22 protein-coding genes and 1 tRNA gene are annotated in these 25,213 nt (G+C 63.6%); 9 read left to right on the top strand and 14 right to left on the bottom strand.

The genetic code is table 11. The annotated features are described in order from the left end of the window. Positions 1-128: 128 nt before the first annotated feature. Positions 129-608, bottom strand: a complete 480-nt coding sequence (locus AC1DDA_RS15565) for a hypothetical protein (RefSeq protein WP_476796420.1) — start codon at positions 606-608, stop codon at positions 129-131. Between the two features lie 160 nt (positions 609-768). Between AC1DDA_RS15565 and AC1DDA_RS15570 the strand changes: the two genes are divergently transcribed. Beyond that, positions 769-1,083 carry a hypothetical protein gene (locus AC1DDA_RS15570; RefSeq protein WP_476796421.1) on the top strand — a complete coding sequence of 105 codons (315 nt, stop codon included), beginning with the start codon at positions 769-771 and terminating at the stop codon, positions 1,081-1,083. 93 nt (positions 1,084-1,176) lie between these two features. Here AC1DDA_RS15570 and AC1DDA_RS15575 read toward each other — a convergent pair whose 3' ends face one another. Then, positions 1,177-2,184 (bottom strand): HNH endonuclease, encoded by a 1,008-nt coding sequence (locus AC1DDA_RS15575; protein ID WP_476796422.1) that lies wholly within the window; start codon positions 2,182-2,184, stop codon positions 1,177-1,179. 145 nt (positions 2,185-2,329) lie between these two features. Here AC1DDA_RS15575 and hsdR point away from each other — a divergent pair, with 145 nt between their 5' ends. From hsdR to AC1DDA_RS15600, 5 genes are all read left to right on the top strand, one after another. Further along, entirely contained in the window at positions 2,330-4,765 is a 2,436-nt protein-coding gene (gene hsdR, locus AC1DDA_RS15580) for an EcoAI/FtnUII family type I restriction enzme subunit R (protein WP_476796423.1), read from the top strand. 3 nt (positions 4,766-4,768) lie between these two features. After that, the gene (locus tag AC1DDA_RS15585; RefSeq protein WP_476796424.1) at positions 4,769-6,223 is read left to right on the top strand and encodes a type I restriction-modification system subunit M; all 1,455 of its coding nucleotides are present in this window, start codon (positions 4,769-4,771) and stop codon (positions 6,221-6,223) included. Further along, positions 6,220-7,902 (top strand): restriction endonuclease subunit S, encoded by a 1,683-nt coding sequence (locus AC1DDA_RS15590; RefSeq protein ID WP_476796425.1) that lies wholly within the window; start codon positions 6,220-6,222, stop codon positions 7,900-7,902. Before AC1DDA_RS15585 ends, AC1DDA_RS15590 begins: the two co-directional genes overlap by 4 nt. Next, positions 7,899-8,582 carry a hypothetical protein gene (locus AC1DDA_RS15595; protein WP_476796426.1) on the top strand — a complete coding sequence of 228 codons (684 nt, stop codon included), beginning with the start codon at positions 7,899-7,901 and terminating at the stop codon, positions 8,580-8,582. The genes AC1DDA_RS15590 and AC1DDA_RS15595 overlap by 4 nt, the downstream gene beginning before the upstream one ends. A 163-nt stretch (positions 8,583-8,745) precedes the next feature. After that, positions 8,746-8,822 (top strand) — tRNA-Arg (locus tag AC1DDA_RS15600). A gap of 709 nt (positions 8,823-9,531) precedes the next feature. Here the strand turns inward: AC1DDA_RS15600 and AC1DDA_RS15605 are convergent. The 9 genes from AC1DDA_RS15605 to AC1DDA_RS15645 form a co-directional block, all read right to left on the bottom strand. After that, complete coding sequence (locus tag AC1DDA_RS15605; RefSeq protein ID WP_476796427.1) at positions 9,532-11,250, bottom strand: coiled-coil domain-containing protein; 1,719 nt, start codon at positions 11,248-11,250, stop codon at positions 9,532-9,534. Positions 11,251-11,278: 28 nt separating this feature from the next. Continuing rightward, on the bottom strand, positions 11,279-12,385 hold the full coding sequence (locus tag AC1DDA_RS15610) for a protein-glutamate methylesterase/protein-glutamine glutaminase (RefSeq protein ID WP_476796428.1): 1,107 nt from the start codon (positions 12,383-12,385) through the stop codon (positions 11,279-11,281). Further along, positions 12,382-13,266, bottom strand: a complete 885-nt coding sequence (locus AC1DDA_RS15615; RefSeq protein ID WP_441509732.1) for a CheR family methyltransferase — start codon at positions 13,264-13,266, stop codon at positions 12,382-12,384. The genes AC1DDA_RS15610 and AC1DDA_RS15615 overlap by 4 nt, the downstream gene beginning before the upstream one ends. 5 nt (positions 13,267-13,271) lie before the next feature. After that, positions 13,272-13,751 (bottom strand): chemotaxis protein CheW, encoded by a 480-nt coding sequence (locus tag AC1DDA_RS15620; RefSeq protein ID WP_476796429.1) that lies wholly within the window; start codon positions 13,749-13,751, stop codon positions 13,272-13,274. Between the two features lie 85 nt (positions 13,752-13,836). After that, complete coding sequence (locus AC1DDA_RS15625) at positions 13,837-16,041, bottom strand: HAMP domain-containing methyl-accepting chemotaxis protein (protein ID WP_441509734.1); 2,205 nt, start codon at positions 16,039-16,041, stop codon at positions 13,837-13,839. A 53-nt stretch (positions 16,042-16,094) separates the two neighbouring features. Continuing rightward, on the bottom strand, positions 16,095-16,577 hold the full coding sequence (locus AC1DDA_RS15630; protein WP_476796430.1) for a chemotaxis protein CheW: 483 nt from the start codon (positions 16,575-16,577) through the stop codon (positions 16,095-16,097). Next, a complete protein-coding gene (locus tag AC1DDA_RS15635; protein ID WP_476796431.1) occupies positions 16,577-18,631 on the bottom strand; it encodes a chemotaxis protein CheA in 2,055 nt (684 codons plus the stop codon). Before AC1DDA_RS15635 ends, AC1DDA_RS15630 begins: the two co-directional genes overlap by 1 nt. Beyond that, on the bottom strand, positions 18,628-18,993 hold the full coding sequence (locus AC1DDA_RS15640; protein ID WP_476796432.1) for a response regulator: 366 nt from the start codon (positions 18,991-18,993) through the stop codon (positions 18,628-18,630). Before AC1DDA_RS15640 ends, AC1DDA_RS15635 begins: the two co-directional genes overlap by 4 nt. 5 nt (positions 18,994-18,998) lie before the next feature. Further along, complete coding sequence (locus tag AC1DDA_RS15645; protein ID WP_476796543.1) at positions 18,999-19,277, bottom strand: STAS domain-containing protein; 279 nt, start codon at positions 19,275-19,277, stop codon at positions 18,999-19,001. Positions 19,278-19,711: 434 nt separating this feature from the next. Between AC1DDA_RS15645 and AC1DDA_RS15650 the strand changes: the two genes are divergently transcribed. The 3 genes from AC1DDA_RS15650 to AC1DDA_RS15660 all read left to right on the top strand — a co-directional run bounded on the left by AC1DDA_RS15650 (position 19,712) and on the right by AC1DDA_RS15660 (position 23,220). Next, on the top strand, positions 19,712-20,713 hold the full coding sequence (locus AC1DDA_RS15650) for a helix-turn-helix transcriptional regulator (protein ID WP_476796433.1): 1,002 nt from the start codon (positions 19,712-19,714) through the stop codon (positions 20,711-20,713). Between the two features lie 466 nt (positions 20,714-21,179). Next, positions 21,180-21,404: a hypothetical protein gene (locus AC1DDA_RS15655; RefSeq protein ID WP_441509739.1), complete on the top strand. Its 225-nt coding sequence runs from the start codon at positions 21,180-21,182 to the stop codon at positions 21,402-21,404. A 568-nt stretch (positions 21,405-21,972) separates the two neighbouring features. Then, complete coding sequence (locus AC1DDA_RS15660) at positions 21,973-23,220, top strand: flavin-dependent oxidoreductase (protein ID WP_476780777.1); 1,248 nt, start codon at positions 21,973-21,975, stop codon at positions 23,218-23,220. On the opposite strand, the gene AC1DDA_RS15665 is transcribed toward AC1DDA_RS15660, so the two are convergent. From AC1DDA_RS15665 to AC1DDA_RS15675, 3 genes are all read right to left on the bottom strand, one after another. Next, positions 23,221-23,574, bottom strand: a complete 354-nt coding sequence (locus AC1DDA_RS15665; protein ID WP_441509741.1) for a PilZ domain-containing protein — start codon at positions 23,572-23,574, stop codon at positions 23,221-23,223. Between the two features lie 159 nt (positions 23,575-23,733). Next, positions 23,734-24,192 (bottom strand): cupin domain-containing protein, encoded by a 459-nt coding sequence (locus tag AC1DDA_RS15670; protein ID WP_476780778.1) that lies wholly within the window; start codon positions 24,190-24,192, stop codon positions 23,734-23,736. Positions 24,193-24,396: 204 nt separating this feature from the next. After that, positions 24,397-25,095 carry an ABC transporter ATP-binding protein gene (locus AC1DDA_RS15675; RefSeq protein ID WP_476796434.1) on the bottom strand — a complete coding sequence of 233 codons (699 nt, stop codon included), beginning with the start codon at positions 25,093-25,095 and terminating at the stop codon, positions 24,397-24,399. Between the last annotated feature and the right edge of the window lie 118 nt (positions 25,096-25,213).

The following is a 25,213-nucleotide window of genomic DNA, read 5'->3' on the forward strand; positions in this document are numbered from 1 at the left end:
ATCCGGCGACGCTGACTTACCTCATTCTCAGCTCCTCCGGTCTCCGGAGGAGGAAGGCGTGTAGTTGGAGAAAAAAGAGACCGAGATCCGGTGTCGGATCCTCCGGCTCGGAAGATCTTGATATGCGGTCAAACAGACGCGTTCGCGGTCAACCACTTCTCCAGCGCATCAAGCATCATCCGGTCCCTGATGACCGAGCCCTGGTTCAATGCCAAGCCAAGCGCGGGATTACGCCGGTCGAAGTGGAGTTCATCGAGAACCTGCCCCATCTTCATCCGGCGTGACGCCATGATGTGGTCGATCCGCGCCACGGCCCATGCTTCAAGCCTTCCATTGATCGCCATAGGAGGGCCAGAGACCAGTGTGGAAGGCGCTGGAGCCCCAACCCCTAGCCAAGCCAGAAAATCCCGCTGCTCGCCAGGCGTCGACTTCTGCCAGGCGTTCTTGAGCTCCTGCAGACGGGTGCGGCGGCCCTTCAACCCCGCAGCTTCGAACGCCTTCAGAGCCGACGGAAACTTGCCGGCGAGGTAGTCCGCGTGGATCGTCGGGTGCTCGCGCTCCAGGCGTTCAAGGTAATAGTCGTTATCGCGCTTTTGAGGCGTCGGCATCCGGGCGGGTTCCTGGTGAGGTCCGCGTTGCTATATCTACCAGCCGGTTTGATCCAGCCACTTGTCGTCGACCTCGCGCACGATCGACAGCATTCCAATCGCCCCCTCGCTATAACGGAACTAGCAGCAATCCCGCTGAGCACACGCGAGCATCTTCACAATGGCTATCGTCTTCCCCGACTTCGAATACCCCACCCGGATCCCGGAGCTCGACATGGAGATCGCCTCCATGATCCATGACGCGCATGACGCCGAAGGCGCCGTCAAGCTGCTGGATCTCGCGACCAAGATCCCGCGTCACGTCACTGAGGACATGCGCGGCCTCGACGAGCTTTGTGCGATCTCGCCGATCTACCCGCGGCCCAAGAGCATGACCCCTCGCGAATGGCTGGCCAAGTTCAAGGCGGAGGGTGGCGTGCTGCCCAAGCCTCGGATCACGATTACCGCGGCGATGCAGCGCCCCCGCGGGAACTGATTGCTTAGGGCGCGCCCTGGCTGGCTCGGCGTCGCCGAGCTAGTCGGCTGTGTTCGGTGCACTAGCGCTCGCCACGGACCACCTCTGAGCTTCCTATGCAGCATCCGCACTGAGCCGACTGCGCCGCTGGCCGACGATCGCTCGAAGGTCCTCGACGCTGAGCAGTGCGCTACGACAATGCAGCATCCGGTGACAGTTGGCGCACACGAGAGCGAGATCCTCGAGCTTCGTCCTGTCGCCTGGTTGCAACGACGCGACCGGCTTTCGATGGTGCACCTCGATGAAGCCGAGGCCGAGCTCGCCATACGCAGTCGAGAAGTCGAAGTCGCACGCCTCGCAGACCAGGAGGCCATTCCGCTCGCGAGCCTGGTCTCTCTTCCGTTGCGCCAGAGCCCGATTCCGCTCTCGGGATAGATGCAGGCGCAAGATCAGACCACCCTCCTCAGCCTCGTAGGATTCCTCCTGAACGACGACCGCATCATCATCGATGGCGGTTCTGATCGCTGCAGCAGCCCGAGCCAGCGCGCCTCGATCGTCCGCGAACGTGATCCAGACCTCTTCCTCGAGCTTGTTCCCCTGGGACAGCCCGACCTTGCCAGCCGCTTGGAACGCAGGGTCGAACCGTCGGAAGTTCATCATTTTCATGTAGACGCCGTTGGCGTTGCGGTAGGTCTCGCCCCGCTCGATGCCTTTCCGATCGCCCAGATGCTGAAGGAGCTGAGACAGCGCCAGAACCTCAGCGCTGGTCTTGCCAGGAGGGGACGTGGGGTTGATGAAATAAAGTTCCAGCGCGAGCACATGCTCGTCCCAGGTCCAGTCCACGCGGTCGGAACGACGCACGACCTGGAAGTTGAGATCCGATAGCTTCCGGACGGCGTCGGCCACGCCACCCGATAGTTCATCGTGCCTCAGCGGACGTCCATCACCTGGAAGGTATTTGTGCGCGACCGCGACGATCGCCTTCGAATCGTATTCCTTACCGTCGACCAGGAGCATGTAGTCCTTGGCTGTGCCGAAGCCGTAAGTGCGAAGGAACGTCTCGCGACCAAGGCGATCGAACTCGGTGATAGCCTGGTGAACAGCGGCAACAGTCAGGGGCACTCGCATTCCGATCAACCCGTCTGGACATGCTTCATGTGACGAGCATACTGAGCAGCTATCTGCCTGTCTCGTTCGAGCATCATGCTGATTTTCCCTGGCGCCTTTCCGGCGCAGCCTCGCGCCAATAACGAGACGGCCGCCACCGATGGATAAACGGAGCCTCACCGAACGCGACATCTGCACGAAGTTCATATTGCCAGCGATCAAGCGCTCCGGCTGGGACGAGATGGTGCAAGTTCGGGAGGAGGTCTATTTCACCAAGGGCCGGATCATCGTGCGCGGCAAGCTGGTGACGCGCGGCAAGGCGAAGAAGGCCGACTTCGTTCTCTACTACAAGCCGAATATCCCGATCGCGCTGATCGAGGCCAAGGACAATAATCATTCGGTCGGCCACGGCATACAGCAGGGGCTCGACTATGCCGCGACGCTGGATATCCCCTTCGTATTCTCCTCGAACGGCGACGGCTTCGTGTTTCACGACCGCACCGGCCGCGGAATCCCGATCGAGACGAACCTTGGCCTTGACGAGTTTCCATCGCCAGCCGACCTGTGGGGGCGCTATCGCGCATGGAAAAGCCTCGACGCCGAGGCGGAGCAGATCGTGCTCCAGGACTATTTCGACGACGGCAGCGGCAAGGCCCCGCGCTATTATCAGGTAAACGCCGTCAACGCCGCCATCGAGGCTATCGCCAAGGGCCGCGACCGCGTGCTGCTGGTCATGGCGACTGGCACGGGCAAGACCTACACGGCGTTCCAGATCATCTGGCGTCTGTGGAAATCCGGCCGCAAGAAGCGCATCCTGTTCCTCGCCGACCGCAATGTGCTGATCGACCAGACGATGGTCAACGACTTCCGCCCGTTCGGTGCCGCTATGGCGAAGCTATCGACCAACGCCAAAACGATCGAGCGGCAGGATGGCAGCACGGTTGATCTGGCGCTAGCACTCGACAAGAGGCGGCGCATCGACACCGCTTTCGAGGTCTATCTCGGCCTCTATCAAGCCATCACAGGACCCGAGGAGCGCCAGAAGCTCTATCGCGAGTTTTCGCCTGGCTTTTTTGACCTGATCGTCATCGACGAATGCCATCGTGGCAGCGCGGCCGAGGATTCGGCCTGGCGCGAGATTCTCACCCACTTTTCCGGCGCAACGCAGATCGGCCTCACTGCCACGCCAAAGGAAACCGAATACGTCTCCAACACCGACTATTTCGGCGAGCCGATTTTTACCTACTCGCTGAAGCAGGGAATTAGTGACGGCTTCCTCGCACCCTACAAGGTCGTCAAGGTTCACATCGACCGCGACGTGGAAGGCTATCGGCCGGAGCTCGGTCAGCGCGACCGTGCGGGCAACGAGGTCGAAGACCGCATCTACAATGCCAAGGACTTTGATCGGAGCATCGTGCTCGACGACCGCACTGTGCTCACCGCAAAAAAGGTAACTGATTTCCTGAAGGAAAGTGGCGACCGCTTCCAAAAGACCATCGTGTTCTGCGTCGATGAGGAGCACGCGGCGCGGATGCGGCAGGCGCTCGTCAACGAGAACGCCGATCTGGTCGCGCAGAACCAGCGTTACGTTATGCGCATCACCGGCAGCGACAAGGAGGGCCAGGATCAGCTTGGCAACTTCATCGACCCGGAATCGCGATACCCCGTCCTGGTCACGACCTCTCGGCTATTATCGACCGGTGTGGATGCGCAAACCTGCCGGCTGATCGTGCTCGATCGCGCGGTCGGTTCGATGACCGAGTTCAAGCAGATCGTTGGACGCGGCACCCGCGTCCACGAGGACACGAGGAAGTTCTTTTTCACACTCATAGATTTTCGCGGCGCAACCAACCATTTCGCCGACCCGGACTTCGACGGCGATCCGGTGCAGATTTACGAGCCGGGCGAAGGTGACCCAATCACGCCGCCCGATGATGAGCCGCAAGGCGATGACGTCATACCGCCGACACCGGACGAGGACGAGACCGTTGTCGATCAGCCGGGTCGGCCGCAGCCAACCGGCGGACCAGCCCGCAAGATCTACGTCGATGGCGTCGGCGCCCGCATCGTCGCCGAGCGCATCGAATATCTCGACGAGAATGGAAAGCTCGTCACCGAATCCCTGCGCGACTTCACCAAGACAGAGCTGAAGAAGCGATTCGCTAGCCTCGACGAGTTCCTCAAGCGCTGGAAGTCAGCCGAGCGCAAGCAGGCGATCATCGACGAATTACAAGCCGAGGGTCTGGCGCTCGAGGTAGTCGGCAATGAGCTCAGCAAAAACCTCGATCCTTTCGATCTGATCTGCCATATCGCCTTCGATCAGAAGCCGCTCACCCGCCGGGAGCGGACGGAGAATGTGAAGAAGCGCGACGTGTTCACCAAATACGGGCCGCAGGCTCGCGCCGTGCTCGATGCGCTGCTGGACAAGTATCGCGACGAGGGCGTGCTCAATCTCGATGACGCGAACGTGTTGAAGGTGACGCCCTTCAACACGATGGGCAGCGTCGTCCAACTCATCAAAGCGTTTGGCGGCAAGGTGGCTTTCGAGAAGGCCGTCCATGAGATGCAGGACGCGATTTATCAAGAGACCGCATAACCAATGATCGTCCGCGCCACCGTAAAGTCCATTCAAGACATCATGCGCCAGGACGTCGGCGTCGATGGCGATGCCCAGCGCATTAGCCAGCTGACTTGGCTATTTTTCCTGAAGATCATTGACGATCAGGATCAGGAACTCGAACTGACTAGGAACGGCTACTACTCACCGATTCCCGAGCGCTTCCAGTGGCGTAACTGGGCGGCGGACCCTGAAGGCATGACGGGCCAGGCGCTGCTCGATTTCATCAACGATGCATTGTTCCCGGCGCTAAAAGGCCTGCAGCTCTCGGCGCAGCCAGGTGATCGTCGCCGGGTCGTGCGCGACGTGTTCGAAGACGCCTACAACTACATGAAATCCGGCCAGCTGCTGCGGCAGGTGGTCAACAAGATCAACCAGGTCGATTTTAATGATCTCGACGAGCGGCGGCACTTCGGCGAGTTCTACGAGCAGCTGCTCAACGACCTGCAGTCAGCTGGCAACGCGGGCGAATACTACACACCGCGCGCAGTGACAGCTTTCATGGTCGATCGCATCGACCCGCGTCCTGGTGAGACCCTGTTCGACCCCGCCTGTGGGACCGGCGGTTTCCTGTCGTGCGCTATCAATCACATGGAGGCGAGATACGTCCGCACGCCGAAACAGCGCGAGGCCATGCAGCGCGCCCTGCGTGCGGTGGAGAAGAAGCAGCTTCCGCACATGCTCTGCGTCACCAACATGCTGCTCCATGGCGTAGAAGACCCGAGCTTCGTGCGCCACGACAACACGTTGGCCCGGCCGCTGATCTCGTGGAGCAAGGACGAGCGCGTCGATATCGTCGTCACCAACCCGCCCTTTGGCGGCAAGGAAGAGGATGGCATCGAGAACAACTTCCCGACCTTCCGCACTAAGGAGACCGCCGACCTGTTCCTGGCGCTAATCGTGCGGCTGCTCAAAATCGACGGCCGCGCCGCCGTAGTGCTGCCGGACGGCACGCTGTTCGGCGAAGGCGTCAAGACACGCCTCAAGGAGCACCTGATGGAGGAGTGCAACCTCCACACCATCGTTCGCCTGCCCAATTCGGTGTTCAAGCCTTATGCCTCGATCGGCACCAATCTGCTGTTCTTCGAGAAGGGCACGCCCACGAAAGACATCTGGTTCTACGAGCACCGCGTGCCCGAGGGCCAGAAAGCCTATTCGATGACCAGGCCGATCCGGCTGGAGCATTTTCAGGGCTGCATCGACTGGTGGGGCGGCAAGGAGCGCAGGGGCCGCAAGGAGACGCCGCAGGCTTGGAAGGTGAGCGCCGAGGAGGTGAAGGCGCGCGGCTACAATCTCGACATCAAGAACCCGCATGCGGTGGCCGGCGACTACGGCGACCCAGAAGCGCTACTGGCGGACCTTGCTCGTGCCGAAGCCGAAACGGCGGGCTTGCGGGGTGAGTTGAAGGCGATCCTCACCGAGGCGCTGGTCCGATGAACGCGGAACGCCTGCTGGCGCACTATGACAAGATCGCCGAGGCGCCCGACGCGATCGCCCGCCTGCGCCGTTTCGTGCTCGATCTGGCGGTGCGTGGCAAGCTCGCACCGCAGGACGCGAACGACGAACCGGCGTCGGAACTGCTAAAGCGGATCGCGAAGGAGAAGGCGCGGCTGGTGAAGGCCGGCGAGATCCGAACGCCCAAAGCGATCCCTGCGCTATCCGAAACACCATTCCCCATCCCTTCGAATTGGCGTTGGTCGCAGCTTGCCGAAATCGGGGTCTTAAGCCCGCGTAACGATGCTGCCGACATGCTCGAAGCGTCCTTCGTGCCGATGCCGCTGATTGCCGCTGAGTATGGCGTCGCGAACCAGCACGAAGTCCGCTCTTGGGGCGAGATCAAGAAGGGCTACACGCATTTTGCCGAGGGCGATGTTGGCCTCGCCAAGATCACCCCGTGTTTCGAGAATGGCAAATCGGCGGTGTTCCGAAATCTGACGGGGAGGATCGGTGCCGGCACCACGGAGTTGCATATCGTCCGCCCGCTGCTCGTCAACCAAGATTACATCCTGCTGTTTCTCAAGAGTCCCCACTTCATCGAAACCGGTATCCCGAAAATGACCGGCACGGCCGGCCAGAGGCGCGTGCCGACAGAGTATTTCGCAAATTCGCCCTTTCCTCTACCGCCGCTCGCTGAACAGCACCGCATCGTCGCCAAGGTCGATGAGTTGATGGGCCTGTGCGACCGGCTGGAGGCGGCGCGGGCGGGGTGCGAGGCGGTGCGCGATCGGCTAGCTGCGGCGAGCCTTGCCCGCCTCAACGTGCCCGATCCCAAGACCTTCCACGCCGACGTCCGCTTCGCGCTCGACGCGCTGCCGGCGCTGACCACGCGCCTTGACCAGGTCAAGGCCTTGCGCCAGACCATCCTCAACCTCGCCGCGCGCGGCAAGCTGGTGCCGCAGGATGGGAACGACGAGCCGCCGAAATTGAAACCAGCGGATTGTGACGAGCGGCCCGAGGCTATCCCTTCCACATGGCGTTACGCGCGCTTGGTCAATCTATTGGCGGAAGACACGAGGAATGGTTATTCGCGCAAACCGGATGATGCACCAAACGGAATCCCAATCCTAAGGATTAGCGCGGGCACGGTTCGAGGTGACGGCGTGGTCGCTGAGGAGGAACACAAACTAATCAGCGGTATCGACCACGATTCGCGAATTCGATACGGGTTGAGGTCTGGAGATCTTCTCGCTTGCCGTTTTAACGGCAACAAGGCGTTCGTCGGTAGGCTCACGATCTTCAAGGACTACCTCGATCTCCAACCAATATATCCGGATAAACTCATTCGCGTCCGCGCATCGTCGGAACTCGTCACACCCGAGTTCTTGAGGCTTTCGGGCGACACGCATCTTGTTCGAGCCGAGGTGGAAGCGGCGTGCGCCACTACTGTCGGCAACTGGGGAATTAGCGCTTCCAATCTCAAGGAAGTGCGGTTTCCCGTCCCACCACTGGCCGAACAGCATCGCATCGTGGCAAAATTCAATGCCTTGATGGCGCTCTGCGACCGGCTGGAGGCGGGCCTCGCCGCTACCACCACTGCCCGCCGCCGCCTGTTGGACGCCCTGCTGGCTGAGGCGCTGGCGCCAGCGGATGCGCGTGTGCGGGAGGCCGCGGAATGAGCCGAGCGCCGTTGCGCTATGATATCGAACGTCTTGTTCCCGAGAAGCTGGCCTACTGGTATCTTCGGTTGAATGGCTTTTTGCAGATCGAGAACTTCGTCGTTCATCCGGCTGGGCGCGGCGGCCAGCGCACCGATGCTGACTTGCTTGCCGTCCGGTTCCCATTCCGAGCCGAACGCCTATTCGATAATCCAAATGACATCATGACCGACGATGACCAGCGCCTTGGGCTTTCGCACCATCTGATCGACATCATCATTGCGGAGGTGAAGACCAATGAGCCTTGCAAGTTGAACGGGCCTTGGACGGAGCAAGATCGGCAGAATGTCCACCGCGTGCTTGCCGCAATCGGCTGCCTCCCACCGGACCGGATCGCCTCGGCGGCGACTGACATTTATCGCTTCGGCACTCATCAGACGGACACGCTTCGCATTCGGCTCGTTGCGATAGGTCGCGACAGAAGCGACGATCTCGCAGCTACATACCCTAAGGTCAGGCAGGCAATCTGGGCGGACATCCTCGAGTTCATTTGGGAGCGGTTCAGGCGCTATCGAAATCAGAAGGCGCAGGTCGATCAGTGGGACGAGGACGGCAAGTTTATCAAGCGGCTTGCCGATGGCGCGCGCACATTGGACGAGTTCAGATCCCGTGCGCTGAGGCTGATTGGAGCAGGTGGCTGAGTTGAAGAGGCATTCGACCGGTTCAATGCTGCCCCGCTCGCGCCACAACCGCGCCACGCCGACACGATCGGAGCGCGCGTCCATTGCCGCCGGAGAACTGCGCCTCATCCAAAATCCCGCATTGCCGAAGCAGTTGGGATCGGCTATCCAGCCTGCACGGTTAGCGCCCGTAGCTCAGCTGGATAGAGCGTTGCCCTCCGAAGGCAAAGGTCACACGTTCGAATCGTGTCGGGCGCGCCAAACTTCAATCATTCCATGCCGTCGAGAACGAATAGCACTCGAGTCGAGCCGGGTAAGGACCGCTTTGCGGTCACGGCCGGTCCCGCGTCGAAGTCGCTCGCGGATCAGCAGCCGGATTCCGGCGATGCGGCATAGCGGCCAGATTCCTGCCGACGAAAGCGTCGACCCCGATGGCGGCCCGGCGGAGGTCGGGCTCAGCTCGTGTCACGCGCCGAGAAGCTCGCGGCCGCCGGCTCCACCAGTTCGGCGACCCGCCGACACCTCCAAAGCCCATGCCGTCATGGCACGCGTGCCCAACTCGGCCGATCGCGAGAGCCACATGTCCGCAGGCGCAGCGAATAATTCATGGTGCCTATCCTCCGCGACCTTGCGGGAAGGGTTCGGCGAACGGCATCAATCTCAGGCTAAGATGCGGCAGTGCCTGCGCCCGGCCCTGAAGTGCGAGCCGGGTGCCGAATGGATCTTAGCCGACGCAGCAACAGCTGATCTTTGCAGGCTCCGAGCGGCGCCGGGCCGAACAGCATCTGGCCGACCGCCTCGAGCGCGCACATTCTGCCTCGCTTCCTCTCGATGGCGTGAATCCTATCGGCGAGAATGGGCTTCTGGGCATCGCCATGCGTGTCGAGGACGGTGGCCAAGCGCGGAACCCCGATGGCCCCAATCAACGCGATCAGGCAGGTCGCGACGGTCCCCCGGCGATTTTGTCCAACTAGAACAGAAACTCGTCGACCTCGGCTTCCGCCGCGACGGTAACCGGCGTACGCGCCTCCTGCGCCAATCCGCATCGTTCGAGCACAGCATTGTGGATCTGGCGTTCCGCCGCCATGGTGTAGCTCGGCCAGATCACTCGCGCGATGAAATCCCCCGCCTGCGCGAGCAGATGCGTCTCCGGGAGTTGCGCTTCGGCCGCGAGCAACAGCTCACGGGCCGCCCCCGTGATGAGATCGCGCATAGCTCCGGTGCTCGAGAAGGATAGTCCGGCCTGCTCGATCACGGCGCCGAACCTCTCGCCCTGCCGCAGCAACTCGTCCAGGCTCGCACCGAGCCGATCGCCGCTGTGGCGCATGATGGCGAGCGAGTTGCGCATCATCTCGTCGCACGCGGCGAAATAGGTAGCGTCCAGCTTCCCTTCGCGCTTCAGCACCGACGAGGCGGCCTGCATCTGCGTGAACGCTGGGGTCAACTTCCGAGAATCGGTGGCCACCTGGTCGGCCGCGAATTTCAGCTCCTGGGCGATCACCACGAGACTGCGCCCGCCGGTGCCGATCCGCGCCGCGCGCAGCCCCGCATTCATCCCGATCAGGACGATGTTCGTGGCGGTCGCAGCAAGCGCCTCGACCGTGCCCTGGCAATCATCGAGAACGCTCGCGACAGCTTTGGTGACGCGGTCGACGCCGGCGCGGGCGATGTCGCAACGGCCGAGGAGCTCAGAAGCCTCTGCCAGATCGGCCTCCAGCTCGACCAGGAACGAAGCGGTGCCGCCACCGCGATAGAGCGACCTGACGAGATCGATCAGTTGCGTGGTCTCACGGTCAAGCAGGACGAGCGCGCTGTTGATCTCTTCGACATCGGGACCGAGAGCGCCGGCTGCGCCTTCGAGCTGCGCCGATTGCAGCCGCAACAGCATATCGCCGCAGGCGAGGCGCACCGCGCCGTCCAGATCGGCCGCGCCCCCCGGCACCTCGCCCAGACGCAGCCCGGAAATGGCGTGTTCAAGCCTCTGGCGTATGCTGTCGCCGGCCTGGAGAGCGATAATGGCGCCACCGGTGGCCAATGTGATTCGGCCCGAGATCGCGGCCGCCTCGGCGGTCAGCGCGACGCTGCGGCGCTGACGCTCGGCGACCTCCGCCAGCGTCTGGTCGAGCTTGCCTGCCAGCGCCGCCAGCGACTTTCCGTACCGCCCTTCGAATTCTCGCTGTGCCTTCAGCGCGGAATCGAGGAGGCTACAGAGCCGCGCCTGATCGCGCGCACAGCGTGTGATCGTGCGCTGGGCTTCTGCGGTCAGCGTGCCGATCTCGCCGGCAAAGTCGCCGAAATCACTCCCCACCATCGGAATGGATATGGCCTCGATCCGTGCGCCGCGTGCGAGGATGGTGATGAGGCGCATCTGCTCGAGCAGCCGTTCGAGAGCCTGAGAGGCGATGTGGCTGTGGATCGACAGGTCCTGAAGCGCGCAGGTTTCGGAGGCAAGGGCGTGGTTCAGCACACGCAATTCGCCGGCGAGACGATGCAGCGCCGTGCGGGCCTGTTCGATCTCGGTGCCCGCCAGTTCGCGCGACAAGGCTCCAAGCTGCTCATTCAGCGCCTGAAACAGTTCCAGCCCGTCGCCGAGCTGCTGCCCGGCGGTGGCGAAGGTCACATCAATCGCGCGCGCATTCGCATCCAGCGACAGGATCAGCCTCGATAGTCCTTCGTTATCCCGAAACATTCTGCCCCCGACGCAATGCTACTCATCCTCAGGCGGTTTGGGCGATCTCGCCTGCCCCGCCGCGCCCGAGATGCGGCCAGGCCATGATCTCCTGGGGCACGCGCGCGAGGCCGATCACGCGCTGGGCGGCACCAAGCTCGATCGCCTCCTTAGGCATGCCGAAGACGACGCAACTCTCCTCGTCCTGCGCCAGCGTGTGCGCGCCTGCCTTGCGCATTTCGAGCAGCCCGCGAGCGCCGTCATCGCCCATGCCAGTCATGATCAGGCCGAGTGCGTTGGCGCCGGCATATTGGGCAGCCGAGCGGAACAGCACGTCCACGGACGGACGGTGGCGCGAGACATGCGGGCCGTCCTTGATCGCAACGCGATACTGCGTCCCGGCGCGCTGCAGGAGCATGTGACGATTTCCCGGCGCAATCAGGACGCGGCCGGACCGAAGCTCGTCGCCGTCCTCCGCTTCCTTGATCTCGACCGCGCAAATGCCGTTCAGCCGGCGGGCAAAGGCGGCCGTGAACTTCTCAGGCATGTGCTGCACCACCGCAATGCCGGGACATGTGACCGGCAGAGCCGTCAGGACCTCCCGAAGGGTCTCGGTCCCACCGGTCGAAATGCCGATGCAGACGATACGATCCGTCTCGCTGCGGACGCGGACGGGAACCGGTGGCGGCATGATGACATCCGCGGTCAGCTTCTTTTCGACCGGCGCACGCGCCGCCCTAGGGCGCAGCCGCGCCTGAGCGGCCGCCCTGACGGAGTGCCTCAGCCGATCCGCCGTCTCGATCAGCGCGTTGCGTGTGTCGATGCGCGGCTTCGGCAGCACGTCGACCGCCCCGGCTTCCAGCGCATCGAACAGCGCCCGCGACCCCGCCTCGGTCAAGGTCGAGCAGATGATCACCGGAATGGGCCGCTGCGCCATGATCTTGCGCAGGAAGGTGAGCCCGTCCATCCCCGGCATCTCGATGTCGAGGATCATGACGTCCGGCAATTCGCTCTGCAGACGGCGCACCGCGGCAAAGGCATCGGCTGCCGTTCCCATGACCTCGATGCCCGGATCGGCACTCAGGATCGAGCTGAGCACCTGGCGCACCGAGGCTGAGTCGTCGACGATGAGCACGCGGATCGGTTGACGGGTCATTCTGCTGCCCTCCTGAGCGCGGCGGGAGCGGCCTGATAGACGGTCGGGACGATCTGCTGCACTCCGGCGATGCCGCTGCCCGCCATCGATTCCGAATGGCCGAGCATCAGGTATCCGCCGGGTCGAAGATGCGACACCAGGCGTTCGATGACGGCCTTCTGAGTCGGCCCGTCGAAATAGATCAGCACGTTGCGGCAGAAGATGACGTCCACGTCCCGGTCGAATGGATAGCTTTCGTCCATCAGGTTCAGCCGCTCGAAATGGACTTTTCTGCGCAGTTCCGGCGCGACCCTGACGACTTCTTGCCGCGGATCCTTCGATCGCATCAGGTAGCGCTGCTGCATGGCCGACGGCACCGGCGCAACGAAGGCGCGCGGATAGATGGCCGCTCTCGCCTCGCGCAGGACCTCCGTCGAGATATCCGTGCCCAGGATCGAGAAGCGGATCGGCTTGGCGGCATTCACCAAATCCTGCAGCACCATGGCGACCGTGTAGGCTTCCGCCCCCGTCGAGCAGGCGGCGCTCCAGACCTTCAGGCCGGCCGGGAGCGAGTCATGCCGCTGCAGCAACTGCGGCACGGCGACATTGCGCAGAAACTCGAAATGGCTCGGCTCGCGAAAGAAATCGGTCTTGTTGGTGGTCACGCAATCGATCAGGTGCACAAGCTCGTCGTCGAGCCCGCCGCGTTCGAACAGATGGGCGCCATAGCCGGACACCCCTGCCAGGCCAAGCGCACGGGCGCGCTTTCGCAGCCGCCCCTCGACCATGGTGCGTTTGGTGGGTGGCAGCTTGATGCCAACCCGACTCTCGATGATCGCAGCGATGGCCGAAAAATGCTTATCAGCCAGATAATCCGATGTGTCCGACATGGTTGGCCTCATCGGCGTCAAGCTGCCTTGCCGGCAGCGAGATCGGCCAGAGGAAGACCATCGGCTTCCATCAGGCGCTCAAGATCGAAGATGACGATGAAGGCTTCGCCCTTGCGGCCGATCCCGGCGATGTAGTTCGATTGCCAGCGGCCGCCGACATCGGGGGCGGCCTCGGTCTGGTCGGCATCGAGGCCGGTGACCTCGAAGACGCGATCGGCGACGAAGCCGACGCCCCGGGTGCGGCTCTTGACCGGCACGTCCAGGATGATGATGCGCGTCGCCTCGGTTGGCTCGGCGCGCGGCAGGCCGAGCTTCGTGCGCAGATCCACGATCGGATAGCCGGCACCGCGAACATCGATCATGCCGAGCAGGAAGGCCGGCGCATGCGGCAGCTTCGAGATCGGACGCATGTCGAGGATCTCGCGGACATTGCGGATATCGATGCCGAAGAGCTCATGATCGATGCCAAGGGTCAGGTATTGTGCGGTGTCGGCCATGGGAGACTCGCGATGCGGCTGGGGAGCCAGGCGGATTGAGGCGCGGAGAGGCCGGCCCCGCCGCCTGGGCGGGGCCGGCATGCGCTCAGGCGCGGTGGAAAGCGGCGTCGTGCTGGTCCTCGCCGTCATCCATGTCAAAGGCGAAGCCGCCATTGACGACCTTCTTGGCCGGACGTGTGCTGGAGGCAGGCGCCCGCTTCGGCTGGAGCGCGCTTGCCATGGCCGTGGCCTTGCCGCGCAGCATGGTGACGGCCCTGTCGACCCCAGCCGGGCGCGGGCCGTCCTTGCGCGCGCCGCCTTCGCCGAGCCGGAAGAAGGCAATCGTGGCCTGTAGCGTCTCGGCCTGAGCCGAGAGTTCCTCGGAGGTCGCGGAGACCTGTTCGGAGGCGGCCGCGTTCTGCTGCGTCACCTTGTCGAGCTGCTGGATCGCCTGATTGATCTGGGCGGCGCCGACATCCTGTTCGCGGCTGGCGGAGGTGATCTCCTCGACAAGCTCGGCGGTCTTCTTGATGTCGGGCACCAGCCTGGCCAGCATCGAGCCGGCCTCCTGCGCGACCTTGACGGTATCGGACGACAAGGTCCCGATCTCGGCTGCAGCCGCCTGGCTGCGCTCGGCGAGCTTGCGCACTTCCGAGGCGACCACCGCGAAGCCCTTGCCATGCTCGCCGGCACGGGCCGCCTCGACCGCCGCGTTCAGCGCCAGCAGATCGGTCTGGCGGGCGATCTCCTGGACGATGTTGATCTTGGCGGCGATCGTCTGCATCGCATCGACCGCCTTGCCCACCGCAACACCGCTCGCCTCGGCATCCTTCGCGGACTGCGTGGCCATCTTCTCCGTCTGGCTGGCGTTCTCGGCGTTCTGCTTCACATTGGCCGCCATCTCCTCCATCGACGAGGAGGCTTCCTCCGTCGAAGAGGCCTGCTCGGTGGAGCCTTGCGAGAGCTGTTCGGCGCTGGCCGACAGCTCCTGGCTGCCCGCCGACATGTTCTCGGCGGCGCTGGTCACCTGGCCGACGACATCGCGCAGCTTCTCGACCATGTTCTCGAGAGCAATGCCGAGGGTGTCCTTCTCCGACATCCTCTTCGCCTCAACGGTCAGGTCGCCGTTGGAGATCGCATTGGCGACAGCGGCGGTATCGCTGAGATTCGCCGTCATCGCGTTCAGCGCGGTGACCAGATCGCCGATCTCGTCCTTGCTCTTCACGGAGATCGACTGTCCGAGGTCGCCGATCGCAACCGCGTTGGCCAGTCCGACCGCGCTCGACAGGCCGCGGCTGATCGAAAGAGCAATCCAGGTGGCCGCGATGATGGCGATCAACAGCGAGCCCAGGACGATGCCGATGAGGAGCGTCTTCGCGAAGGCCGCCTGTTCGCTTGCTTCCTTGGCGGCGGCGGCAGCCGACTGCTTGATGAAGTCGGTATACTCATCAAGGCCTGCCATCATGTCGGTGACGGCCTCGCCGCCCTCGCCCATCGAAACCGTGCTGGCCTTGATGTTCCCCGCCTCGCCCGCAACGGCTGCGATCCGGAGGGCAGCATCGATCCCCTTGTCGAAGGCAGCGAGCATGTTTGCCGGCGACACCCCCTGCTCCGCGAAGGGGGCGGCCGCCTTGGCGAGCGCGGCGCGGACGTCGCGGGCCTGCGCCTCGGCCGATTTCTGCAGCTTCTCGACCTCGGCCACGCTCGTCGCGCCGAACAACTGCCCGATCGACCGCGTCAAGCGCAGCCATTCCAGCCGCACCGACTGGAAATCGAGAGCCAACCGCAGCGCCTCCGGCGAAGCGGAAGGCTTGGTGAGCTCGTTCAGGACCGCCGTGGAGGCGACCGTGACGCCTTGGATGAGCGGCGTCATCTCGCTGCCCCAGAGTTCCGCGGCGCGGTTGTTCGAATTCAGCTTGGCGTTGCGGATAACCTCGTCCTGCGCTGCGAAGAAGCGGTTGATCTTGGGCGTCAGAGCCTCCCAGCGGCGTTTTCCGGCCTCGCCGGCCTGGGCCTGGATTTGCTCCTTGAGCTTCATGGCGTCGAGGCGATTCTGAACCGCACTCGCGGCTTGAGCGAGTATCTCCTTGTCGGTTGCCGCCATGACGGCATTCTTTTCAGAACGCACCGATCTGTTCATCATGCTGCGCACGTCGCTTATCTGATCCAGCCGGTTGGTCCAGTTGATCAGCACGCCCTGCGTCTCGGACATGTCGGACAGCTTTTGATAGGAAAGCCCGCCTGCCACCATGGACAAGGCGATGACGATGCCGAAGGCACCGGCCAGTTTGGTCTTGATCGTCAATCTCATACTCAGTCCCCGATAAGCAACGTAACGATTTCATGCGCTGAATTGGCAGCGCTTCAGCTCAAAATCTTCTCGAGATCGGGAACGATCACGAATTCGTCGTTCCACTTGGTGATGAAACGGATGAATTCAGGCCGCCAGTGCATTCCCAGGCGCGGCGTCTGCTGGATCTGGGCCGTCGAGATTTCGGTCACCTCGTAGACCTTGTCCGCCATGATCCCGAGCGCAACGGGATCACCGTCGATCTCGATCTCGACGACAACGATGCGCGTGTCCGCAGTGTCGGCTCGCCGTCCCATGCCGAAGCGCAGACGCAGATCCGCCAAGGGGATGACATTGCCGCGCACATTGATCAGCGCCGGCAGAAAGGCGCGCGCGCCTGCAACCCGCGTCGCAGGGACCGGGTCGATGATCTCGCGCACCGCCTCGGCTTCGATCGCGAAGATCTCGCCACCGAGGCCAATCATCAGGACCTGAAGCCGCATCTCCCCGGCATGCTGCGCGCGATGGCTGGCGCTGCCCTGTGTCTGAATCCGCATCATGCCGCCTCAGGAGTCTTTTCGGTTTCGGCGCGGCTCTGGCCGAGCGAAATGAGTTGAGCGACGTCAAGAATGAGCGCAGCGGAACCGTCGCCGAGGATCGTCGCGCCCGAGAACATCGTGACATCGGAATGGAGCTTGGAGAGCGACTTGATCACGGTCTGATGGCTGCCGATGATCTGGTCGACGACGAGGCCGGCGCGCGTGTCCCCCGTCGTGATGATGATGACCTTCTGGTGCGGGTCGGACTCGCCATCAGCCTCGAAGAGATCGCGCAGCCTCAGGAAGGGCACGAGGTCGCCGCGAACGTTCAGGAAGTTGCGCCCGCGCGCCCGGGCGTCCTCGGCCGCGGTCAGTTCGACGCATTCCTCTATCGCCGAGAGCGGAATGATGTAGCGCCCCTCGCCGACGCGGATCAGCAACCCTTCGATAATGGCAAGCGTCAGCGGCAGCCGCAGCGTCACCGTGCTTCCATAGCCAGGCACGGTCGCAAGATCGATCGTGCCGCGCATGGCTTCGATCGTGCGCTTCACCACGTCCATGCCGACACCGCGGCCTGACAGCGCGGAGATCGTCCGAGCGGTGGAGAAGCCGGGATGGAACAGGAACTGATGGATCTCGTGCTCGCTCAAGGGCGCTCCAGCCGCGATCAGCCCCTGCTCCTCGGCTTTGGCGCGGATGCGGGCCGTGTCGAGCCCGGCGCCGTCATCCTGCACGGTGACAAGCACTTGAGCGCCGACATAGCGCGCGGCGAGTTCAATGCGCCCCGTCGCCGATTTGGTGGAGCCGGCGCGTGTCTCGGGCGCTTCGATGCCGTGGTCGATCGCGTTTCGGATGAGATGGACCAACGGGTCGGCAAGACGCTCGATCATGGTCTTGTCGAGTTCGGTATCCTCGCCGACGGTGATGAAATCGACGGGCTTGCCGAGATCGCGCGAGAGGTCGTGGACGAGACGGCGGAAGCGGCCGAAGAGCGAGCCCATCGGCACCATGCGCACCCCCATCGTCGAATCGCGCAGTCCCGACGCCAAGCGCTCGATTTCCTCGGCGATCGATTTGATCGCGAGGTCGGTTCCGGAATGAGCGAGCTGGCTGAGCCGCGCCTGCGCAATGACGAGTTCGCCAACGCGGTCCATCAACTCATCGAGACGCTCGGCCTGGACGCGGACGGTCGAGGTCTTGTCCTCGCCACGGCGGACGGCCTCGCTCCGCTCACCCGTTGCACGCTCCACCGGCACGGGTTGCGACTCTTTCGCAATGGCGGCAGCGGGGGCCGCGGCGGCAACCACCTCCTCGTCCCCCATCGTCGTGAGCTGCTGCGCATCCGCGCTCGCGGCCGGGCCGCGCGGCGCGATGCCAAGCTTCATCTCGTCGCGGACGAACATGAAGACATCCTCGATGTCCTCACGCGAGCAGCCGCTTTCGAGCTCGACCGACCATGCGATCATGCACGTCTCCGGATCGAGCGTGCCGAGGTCCGGGAGGGCGTCGAGATGCGCGGCAACCGTGCATGAGCCGAGCGCACGGAGATCGTCCAGCAGCACCAGCGGATTGGTGCCGTTGCGCAGGATATCCGGCTCGAAAGCAATCTCGATCAGCCAGCCCGTGCCATATGCGGCGGGCGCGGCAGGAGTCTCGTCGGCGGCAACGCTGGCGGGGGATGCCACGTCTCCTGCCGTGCCCGCGGCGATCAGGGCCTGGAGTTCTTCGACGATCGCCTCGCCAATGATCGGATCGGTCGAGTCGGGATCGTCGATCAGCGCGCGAATATAGTCCTTGGCGGCCAAGGAGACGGTGATGATGTCACGCTCCGCCGAGATCTTGCCCTTGCGGATCATATCGAAGGCGGTTTCGAAATCATGGGTGAAGGCGGCGACCCGGTCGAAGCCGAACATCGCCCCGGACCCCTTGATCGTGTGCAGCGCCCGGAAAGCCGCATCGATCAGATCGCTGTCCTGCGGCGTCTGACCGAGATCGAGCAGCGCCGCTTCCAGACTGTCCAGCAGGTCGCTGGCCTCCTGCCGGAATGTTTCAGCCGGGTCCAGCTCCATCATGTCCGCACCAGCTTGGCGACGACCGCAAGCAGTTGCTCCGGCTTGAAAGGCTTGGTGATCCACCCGGTCGCACCCGCGGCCTTTGCCTGCTGCTTGATCCCGTCATCGGACTCGGTTGTGAGGAAGACGATCGGCACTCCCGTGAAGGACGGGAGCGCACGCAAGCTGCGGATCATCTCGAGGCCGTTCATCACAGGCATGTTCAGATCGGTGATGACGAGTTCGAAGCGCTCCGCCTTCGCCTTGGCCAAGCCTTCGGAACCATCGCCCGCCTCCACCACCCTATGGCCGGAGGGCGCCAGCACGACCTTGATCATCTGCCGCACGCTCGGGGAATCGTCGACAGTCAGAATTGACGCCATGCCACTCAAGCCTTGTTGGTGAGATTGCAGTCACCGAGCTGCGCGGGCGAGATCCCTGCGCGCGCCAGCGCGGCGTTCAAGATTTCGGACGGCCCCCGCAGACTGATGCGCTTGCCCGCGGCACGTGCGGTGCGGCCGGCTGAAACCAGGAGCTGAAGCCCGGCGAGGTCGATCATGCCGAGGGCCGAACAATCGATTTCGACCTCCGCCTCCGCCTGGACAGCAGAGCTGATCTCATCGAACAGGTGGCGCACCGTTCGGAGCGAGCAATCCCGCGGAAGCATTAACGTTAGCACGAATCGAACCTTTTATGCTTGGGCGCACGTTCCTTCCGGTCACCGAGATCTCATCTGCGATCTAATGTGGAATTCAGCCATTAGTTGGCAGAATTACACGCGAACAATTGAGATGGTTTAGACCTGAAACGTTTGAACAAGCCCAGCTTTACGTTCAATTCTGATCAATATATTAATCGCGAATCAGATGTTGCACTGTTTGTCAGGCGGTTGCGCCCGGCGAATCCAAGTTGCGCAATCTGTCTCCTTGCTACGCCTACCGCAAAAAACAACGACGGCGGATTCAGGCGATCCGCCTGGCCTAGGAATTTCTGGATGGGTCGACACCTGGGATATCCGGCGCCGCCATGCGGCCAAGCGCGCGGCAGCAAGCTTGCCGCCGTTAATTGTCCGGGCCGCGCGCCGAGATCGAGAGTGGCGTGATGACACGACACTATCACCGTGCACCGGCGCGGCGGCAGGCACTGCATCACTTCGTCACCCACGACCCTCATGAAGCGATGGAGCACTTTGCAGCATGCGGAGCGAGCATCGCGATCTCGCAGCCGAACAGGCCGTCGGGACGCATTGAGATCAGCACGCTCAATCATGCGTCGGATGGCATTGTCTTCACCCGGACGAGCTTCGAGGATCCGGTCGAGATCCAGCCGCGGCAGAGCCCATGTGGATACGAGCTTCTGCTGGCGCTCAAGGGGGCGACAAACATCGAACTCGAGGATCGCGTCATTCGCTGCGAAAGGCTGCAGGCGGCGATTTTCGACGTCGGCGAGACCAAGGCGCTGCATCGCTCGGCTCACTCCGAAAACTATTCCGTCCTCCTCGACAGAAACCTGCTGACCAACCGCCTGTTCGAACTGACAGGGGCGCCGGTCATGCACAAGCTCAGATTCGAGGCCGAGCTCGACCTCGAGCAGCCTTCGGTCGGCGCCCTGAGATGCTTCCTGATGGGGCTCGATCTGTCGATGCTGGTGGAATTGCTGCAGGATTCCCGGCATGGCGCGCGACGTTTGAGCGCCCTGCTGGCCGATCTCATTCTCGAGGTTCTGCCCCATAACCATACCAAGGCGCTGGAACGGAGCTCCCATGTCATCGCCCCAAAGCACGTCAAGCGGACGATCGAATTCATCCGGGAGAATGCCCGCCGGCCGATCACTCCCGAGGAGCTCGCTGCGGTCGCCGGCGTCAGCTTGCGGGCTCTGCAGTACGGCTTTCAGAAGTTTCTGAGGGTGTCGATCTCGGAATACGAACGGTCGGTGCGGCTGGAGGGCGTCCGACGCGAGATCGAAGGCAATTCTGGTGAATCCGTCGGAGAGATTGCCCGCCGCTGGCGCTTCTCCAATTTCACTCGCTTCAATGCGCAGTTCGAGGCAGCCTTTGGCGTGAACGCGGTCGCGCTGCGCGCTCAACTCGGCCAATTCCCGTAATCACGAGCACCCGCGAATTGGAATCGGATGCAATGATCGGCACGTTTTCGTCGTGCTTGCGCCCGATACCACCGGTCGCGCGTGGAATGCCTGGCCGCGACGGAACTGGGACGCGATGAGGCAGGGCTTGCGGCCGGCCTACGCGCCGCGGATTCTGGGCGTATCGTTCTCATTGGAGCGCGATCGCGCCCGATGATCCGGATGGGCCGATGGTCCGGCCGCGACGGTCGGCCCGGCACGAGCATGGGATTCCGGCGAGCGGGGACCCGGTGCAACAACTGCGTTCGCCACGCCGTCATTCCTGCGGAGGGTCTGGCGGAAGATCTGGCCACTGCCGATATTGCTTTGGATATCGGTGCTCTCCGCGGTTCCATGAACCTGACAGCGCCGGGCGATGTGCTCAGCACGATGAGCGCGTCGGTGCGGCGAAAAGGGGAACGAACCCAACTCCGAAAGGTGAATCGCCATGACGAAGCTGATCATCCGCAACCCGGAGGAATGCGTTGCCGCGGTAAAACGCGCCCAGGCTTTGAGCGGCGCCACAGCGGGAAGCGAACAAGAGCAAGAGTTTGAAGCGCTCTCCCATGCGATCAAGGTCTATGAAGATTCGATCGCGATGATGCGCGGCGTTGGGCGGAAAGCCTCCGAACAACCAGAAGAGGGCGTCTCCGATATTGCCGGGCAGGAATGATAGCCGAGACTGCCAACCCGCTGGCCGCAACGGCTAGACCGTCATCCGCGTGCTTCGGTGGCAGGCGCGCAAGATCATTCAAGTGATCGAGCGATCTCCCGGCAGCGAAATGGCAGGCCTCGCTTCGGCGGGACCGGCTCGTTGGCTTAAGGCGTGATCTCGCCCAACGCTTTTCAAGCGGTACTCGCCGCCGATATTCTGGCGGCGACCCATTGCTTGTGGGAAATCAAAACAAAAGAAGGGGGCCGGAACATTAAGGCCGGCTCCCTTCAGGTGGCGCGGTGCTAGGCTTATACGCCGCGCAACGGAATAACGCGGACAACGCTGCACAAGTTCCCTTTGGGTAAGCATATGCGCTGGGGGAGCCGCGGTTTTCCGGCAATCTTTCCGGCAGATCGCACGGGGCTCGACCTCGCCCGGGGCCGGCCCGTCTTCGAGATCGAAGACCCGACCTTTCGATCGCGCGTGGCGCTGGCGCCGGGCTGGCGAGACGGCGCCAGCATCGGCGATTGACAACGCAAACGCCTATATTTCAAACTTAAAATATTAGACCCAGGGGAACGGGCATATGCGGGTGATCATCGTAGGTGGCGGCATCGGCGGATTGACGCTGGCGCTGATGCTTCACGCGCGCGGAGTCGCAGCGACGGTCTACGAGCAGGCCAGCGAGATCCGTGAGGTCGGCGTCGGCATCAACACGCTGCCGCATGCGATCCGGGAGCTCGCCGATCTCGGCCTGCTGCCGGCGCTCGACGAGGCCGGCATCCGCACGCGCGAACTCGTCTACATGAACCGCTTCGGGCAGGCGGTCTGGCGCGAGCCGCGGGGCCTGCATGCGGGGGCGCCGGTGCCGCAGTTCTCGATCCATCGCGGCAGGCTGCAGCGCGTCATCCGCGACGCCGTCGCCGAGCGTCTGGGTGGCGACGCGATCCTCACCGGCCGCCGCCTGCTCGGCTTCATCCAGGACGAGGGCGGCGTCACCGCCCATTTCAGCGACGCGCGCTTCGGCGAGGCCGGCGAGACCGCCCGCGGCGACGTCCTGATCGGCGCCGACGGCATCCACTCTGCCGTACGGGCCTGCTACTTCCCGAACCAGGGACCGCCGTGCTGGCAGGGCGTCCAGATGTGGCGCGGCGCCTGCGATTGGCCGGTCTTCCTCGACGGCGAGAGCATGATCATCGCTGGCGGCATGGCCGGCAAGCTGGTGCTCTATCCGATCGGCAAGGGAGCGAGCACGACCACGCGGCTCACCAACTGGGTCGTCAATATCCGCAACGGCGACCCCGAACGCCCGCCACCGAAGGAGGCCTGGTCCAAGCCCGGCCGGCTCGAGGACGTGCTGCCTTTCGCGCGCCGCTTCAGCGTGCCGGACATGGATATTCTCGGGCTGATCCGCGCTACCTCGACCTTCTGGGAATATCCGATGTGCGACCGCGACCCGCTGCCCCGCTGGACCCATGGCCGCGTCACATTGCTTGGCGACGCCGCCCACCCGATGTATCCGGTCGGCTCGAACGGCGCCTCGCAGGCGATCCTCGATGCGCGCTGCCTCGCCGACTGGCTGGTGAAGGCCGAGCATCCGCGCCAGGCGCTCGCGGCTTATGAGGCACAGCGCCTGCCGGCAACGGCCGAGGTGGTGGCGATGAACCGGGTCGGCGGGCCTGAGCGGGTCATCGACGCGGTGGAAGCGCTGGCGCCGAACGGCTTCGACGATGTCGAGCGCGTGCTGGGCTATGCCAAGCGCGAGCAGATCGTGAAGTCCTATGCCGGCAAAGCAGGGTTTTCGGCCGAGCAACTCGCAGTCCGCAAGGGCTGATCAGCCGGCTTCGGTCAACTGGCGGATGCGAGCCTTCAGGCCGACATTGGCCGTCTCGCAAGCCTTGAGACGGCGCATCAGGTCGAGCGGCACCGCCGCGGCCGGCTCGGTGAAGACAATGCCGATCCGTTCGCCGCTACGCCAGACCGCGCGGGCCGAATATTGACGCTGCCGCGACGGGATTTCGATCTCGAAGGCCTGGGGCAGCGCGACCGCATCCGACAGAACCATCAGGGCGCCGGCCTCCGACAGATTGCGGATCGTGCAATCCAGGGTGGAGCGCCCGCCGTTGAAGGCGGCCACTCCGCTCAGCAGGGTGCGCTGGCGCGGTGCTCGGCGACGTTCGGCATCCATGGTGACTGCCCCTTCGCGGTTTCACAACCTTAGATTGCAGAACGTTAAGCAGAGGTTGCGCGCTTTTACACGCTCAACGATGGATTATCCTTAACGACAGCGTCGGCCGGGGCCGAAGCGGCCGGTGGCGAATGGATGCCGCCCGCGCGTGGCGCCCGCTCACGCCCCGTCGGGCGGCGGCGGCAGGAAGTCGACCTCGTGCCTCGCCGAAAGCGCGACGACATCGGCTGGCTTCTGCTCGGCCATCGAATGGATGCCCCAGAACAGGTCGTAGAGCCGGCCGGTCGGCGAAACCCAGAACAGGCACTTCACCGTTGCATCGCTCTTGTTGAACAGGCCGTGCGGCACGTTGCGCGGCAGGCGGATCAGGTCGCCGGCAGTGGCGAAGCTCTCCTGCCCATCGAGCACGAGATCGAGCCGGCCTTCCAGCATGTAGACGAACTCGTCCTGCGTCGTGTGGATATGCGGCGGCACGAAGGTGCCGGGCGGGAAGGTGGCGTGCCAGGAGAAGCTGTCCTCCGACAGCGTTTTCGGCACATAGGTCTGGCCGAGGATGTTCCAGGAGATTCCGTCGAGTCCCTCATTGGCGCGCGTCACGCCGGCGGTCAGCGGCTTCATGGGTGTTTCCTCTCTGTTGAAGATCGGTTGATCGTAGAACACATCGTCATCCCGGACGCAGCGAAGCGGAGATCCGGGATCCATCGTCGAGCGCCGGCGTCCTTCGATGGATACCGGCTCGGCGCGGCTTTCGCCGCTTGGCCGGGATGACGGCGCGGGTGAGTGAGATGTCCGGAGACGCGAAAACTCGATTGTCCTCTGCCCTCAGAAATGCAGGAAGCGATCCTTGACGGCGCTGTCGTTGCGTAGCTCCGCGCTGGTGCCGCGCCAGACGACGCGCCCCTTCTCCAAGACGACATGGCGGTCGGCGATCCGGACGAGAGCATCGACGTTCTTGTCGATGACGAGGATCGATTCTCCTTCAGCCTTCAGCGCCGTCAAGCAGTTCCAGATCTCCTCGCGGATCAGGGGTGCGAGCCCCTCGGTGGCTTCGTCGAGGATGATCAGCTTCGGGTTGGTCATCAGCGCGCGGCCGATCGCCAGCATTTGCTGCTCGCCGCCGGAGAGCTGATTGCCGCGGTTCTCCCGCCTTTCCCTGAGGCGCGGGAAGAAGGCGTAAATCCGTTCCAGGTCCCAGCGCTTCTTGCCGGAACGGTCGGCCGCAGTGGCAATCAAATTCTCTTCGACCGAGAGCGTCGGGAAGATCTGGCGCCCCTCTGGCACGAGCCCGATGCCGGCCTGCGCGATGCGGAAAGGCGCGGCGCCAGTGAGATCGCGCCCGGCGAAAGCGACACGGCCGGCCCGCGCCGGCAGCAGCCCCATGATCGCGCGCACCGTCGTGGTCTTGCCCATGCCGTTGCGGCCGAGCAGCGTCACCACCTCGCCTTCGCCGACAGCGAGATCGACATCGAACAGGATCTGCGCTTCGCCATAGCCGGCATCGAGCCCTTCGACGGTCAACATGGCGCGTAGCCGGCCTTTGTCATTCCGGGGCGCGCAGCGAACCCGGAACCCACGACTGGGTCCGACAATCCCGCAGTGTCCAAACTGGCTCGCCCGGTCGTGGGTTCCGGGTTCTTCG

Source organism: Allobosea sp. 10N428 (genome assembly GCF_056394545.1).

Bases quoted from the DNA above. Each gene is read 5' to 3' on its own strand.
- AC1DDA_RS15565 (WP_476796420.1), bottom strand. From the start codon at position 608: ATGCCGACGCCTCAAAAGCGCGATAACGACTATTACCTTGAACGCCTG.
- AC1DDA_RS15570 (WP_476796421.1), top strand. From the start codon at position 769: ATGGCTATCGTCTTCCCCGACTTCGAATACCCCACCCGGATCCCGGAG.
- hsdR (WP_476796423.1), top strand. From the start codon at position 2,330: ATGGATAAACGGAGCCTCACCGAACGCGACATCTGCACGAAGTTCATA.
- AC1DDA_RS15585 (WP_476796424.1), top strand. From the start codon at position 4,769: ATGATCGTCCGCGCCACCGTAAAGTCCATTCAAGACATCATGCGCCAG.
- AC1DDA_RS15590 (WP_476796425.1), top strand. From the start codon at position 6,220: ATGAACGCGGAACGCCTGCTGGCGCACTATGACAAGATCGCCGAGGCG.
- AC1DDA_RS15595 (WP_476796426.1), top strand. From the start codon at position 7,899: ATGAGCCGAGCGCCGTTGCGCTATGATATCGAACGTCTTGTTCCCGAG.
- AC1DDA_RS15605 (WP_476796427.1), bottom strand. From the start codon at position 11,250: ATGTTTCGGGATAACGAAGGACTATCGAGGCTGATCCTGTCGCTGGAT.
- AC1DDA_RS15610 (WP_476796428.1), bottom strand. From the start codon at position 12,385: ATGACCCGTCAACCGATCCGCGTGCTCATCGTCGACGACTCAGCCTCG.
- AC1DDA_RS15615 (WP_441509732.1), bottom strand. From the start codon at position 13,266: ATGAGGCCAACCATGTCGGACACATCGGATTATCTGGCTGATAAGCAT.
- AC1DDA_RS15620 (WP_476796429.1), bottom strand. From the start codon at position 13,751: ATGGCCGACACCGCACAATACCTGACCCTTGGCATCGATCATGAGCTC.
- AC1DDA_RS15625 (WP_441509734.1), bottom strand. From the start codon at position 16,041: ATGAGATTGACGATCAAGACCAAACTGGCCGGTGCCTTCGGCATCGTC.
- AC1DDA_RS15630 (WP_476796430.1), bottom strand. From the start codon at position 16,577: ATGCGGATTCAGACACAGGGCAGCGCCAGCCATCGCGCGCAGCATGCC.
- AC1DDA_RS15635 (WP_476796431.1), bottom strand. From the start codon at position 18,631: ATGATGGAGCTGGACCCGGCTGAAACATTCCGGCAGGAGGCCAGCGAC.
- AC1DDA_RS15640 (WP_476796432.1), bottom strand. From the start codon at position 18,993: ATGGCGTCAATTCTGACTGTCGACGATTCCCCGAGCGTGCGGCAGATG.
- AC1DDA_RS15645 (WP_476796543.1), bottom strand. From the start codon at position 19,277: ATGCTTCCGCGGGATTGCTCGCTCCGAACGGTGCGCCACCTGTTCGAT.
- AC1DDA_RS15650 (WP_476796433.1), top strand. From the start codon at position 19,712: ATGACACGACACTATCACCGTGCACCGGCGCGGCGGCAGGCACTGCAT.
- AC1DDA_RS15655 (WP_441509739.1), top strand. From the start codon at position 21,180: ATGACGAAGCTGATCATCCGCAACCCGGAGGAATGCGTTGCCGCGGTA.
- AC1DDA_RS15660 (WP_476780777.1), top strand. From the start codon at position 21,973: ATGCGGGTGATCATCGTAGGTGGCGGCATCGGCGGATTGACGCTGGCG.
- AC1DDA_RS15665 (WP_441509741.1), bottom strand. From the start codon at position 23,574: ATGGATGCCGAACGTCGCCGAGCACCGCGCCAGCGCACCCTGCTGAGC.
- AC1DDA_RS15670 (WP_476780778.1), bottom strand. From the start codon at position 24,192: ATGAAGCCGCTGACCGCCGGCGTGACGCGCGCCAATGAGGGACTCGAC.
- AC1DDA_RS15675 (WP_476796434.1), bottom strand. From the start codon at position 25,095: ATGTTGACCGTCGAAGGGCTCGATGCCGGCTATGGCGAAGCGCAGATC.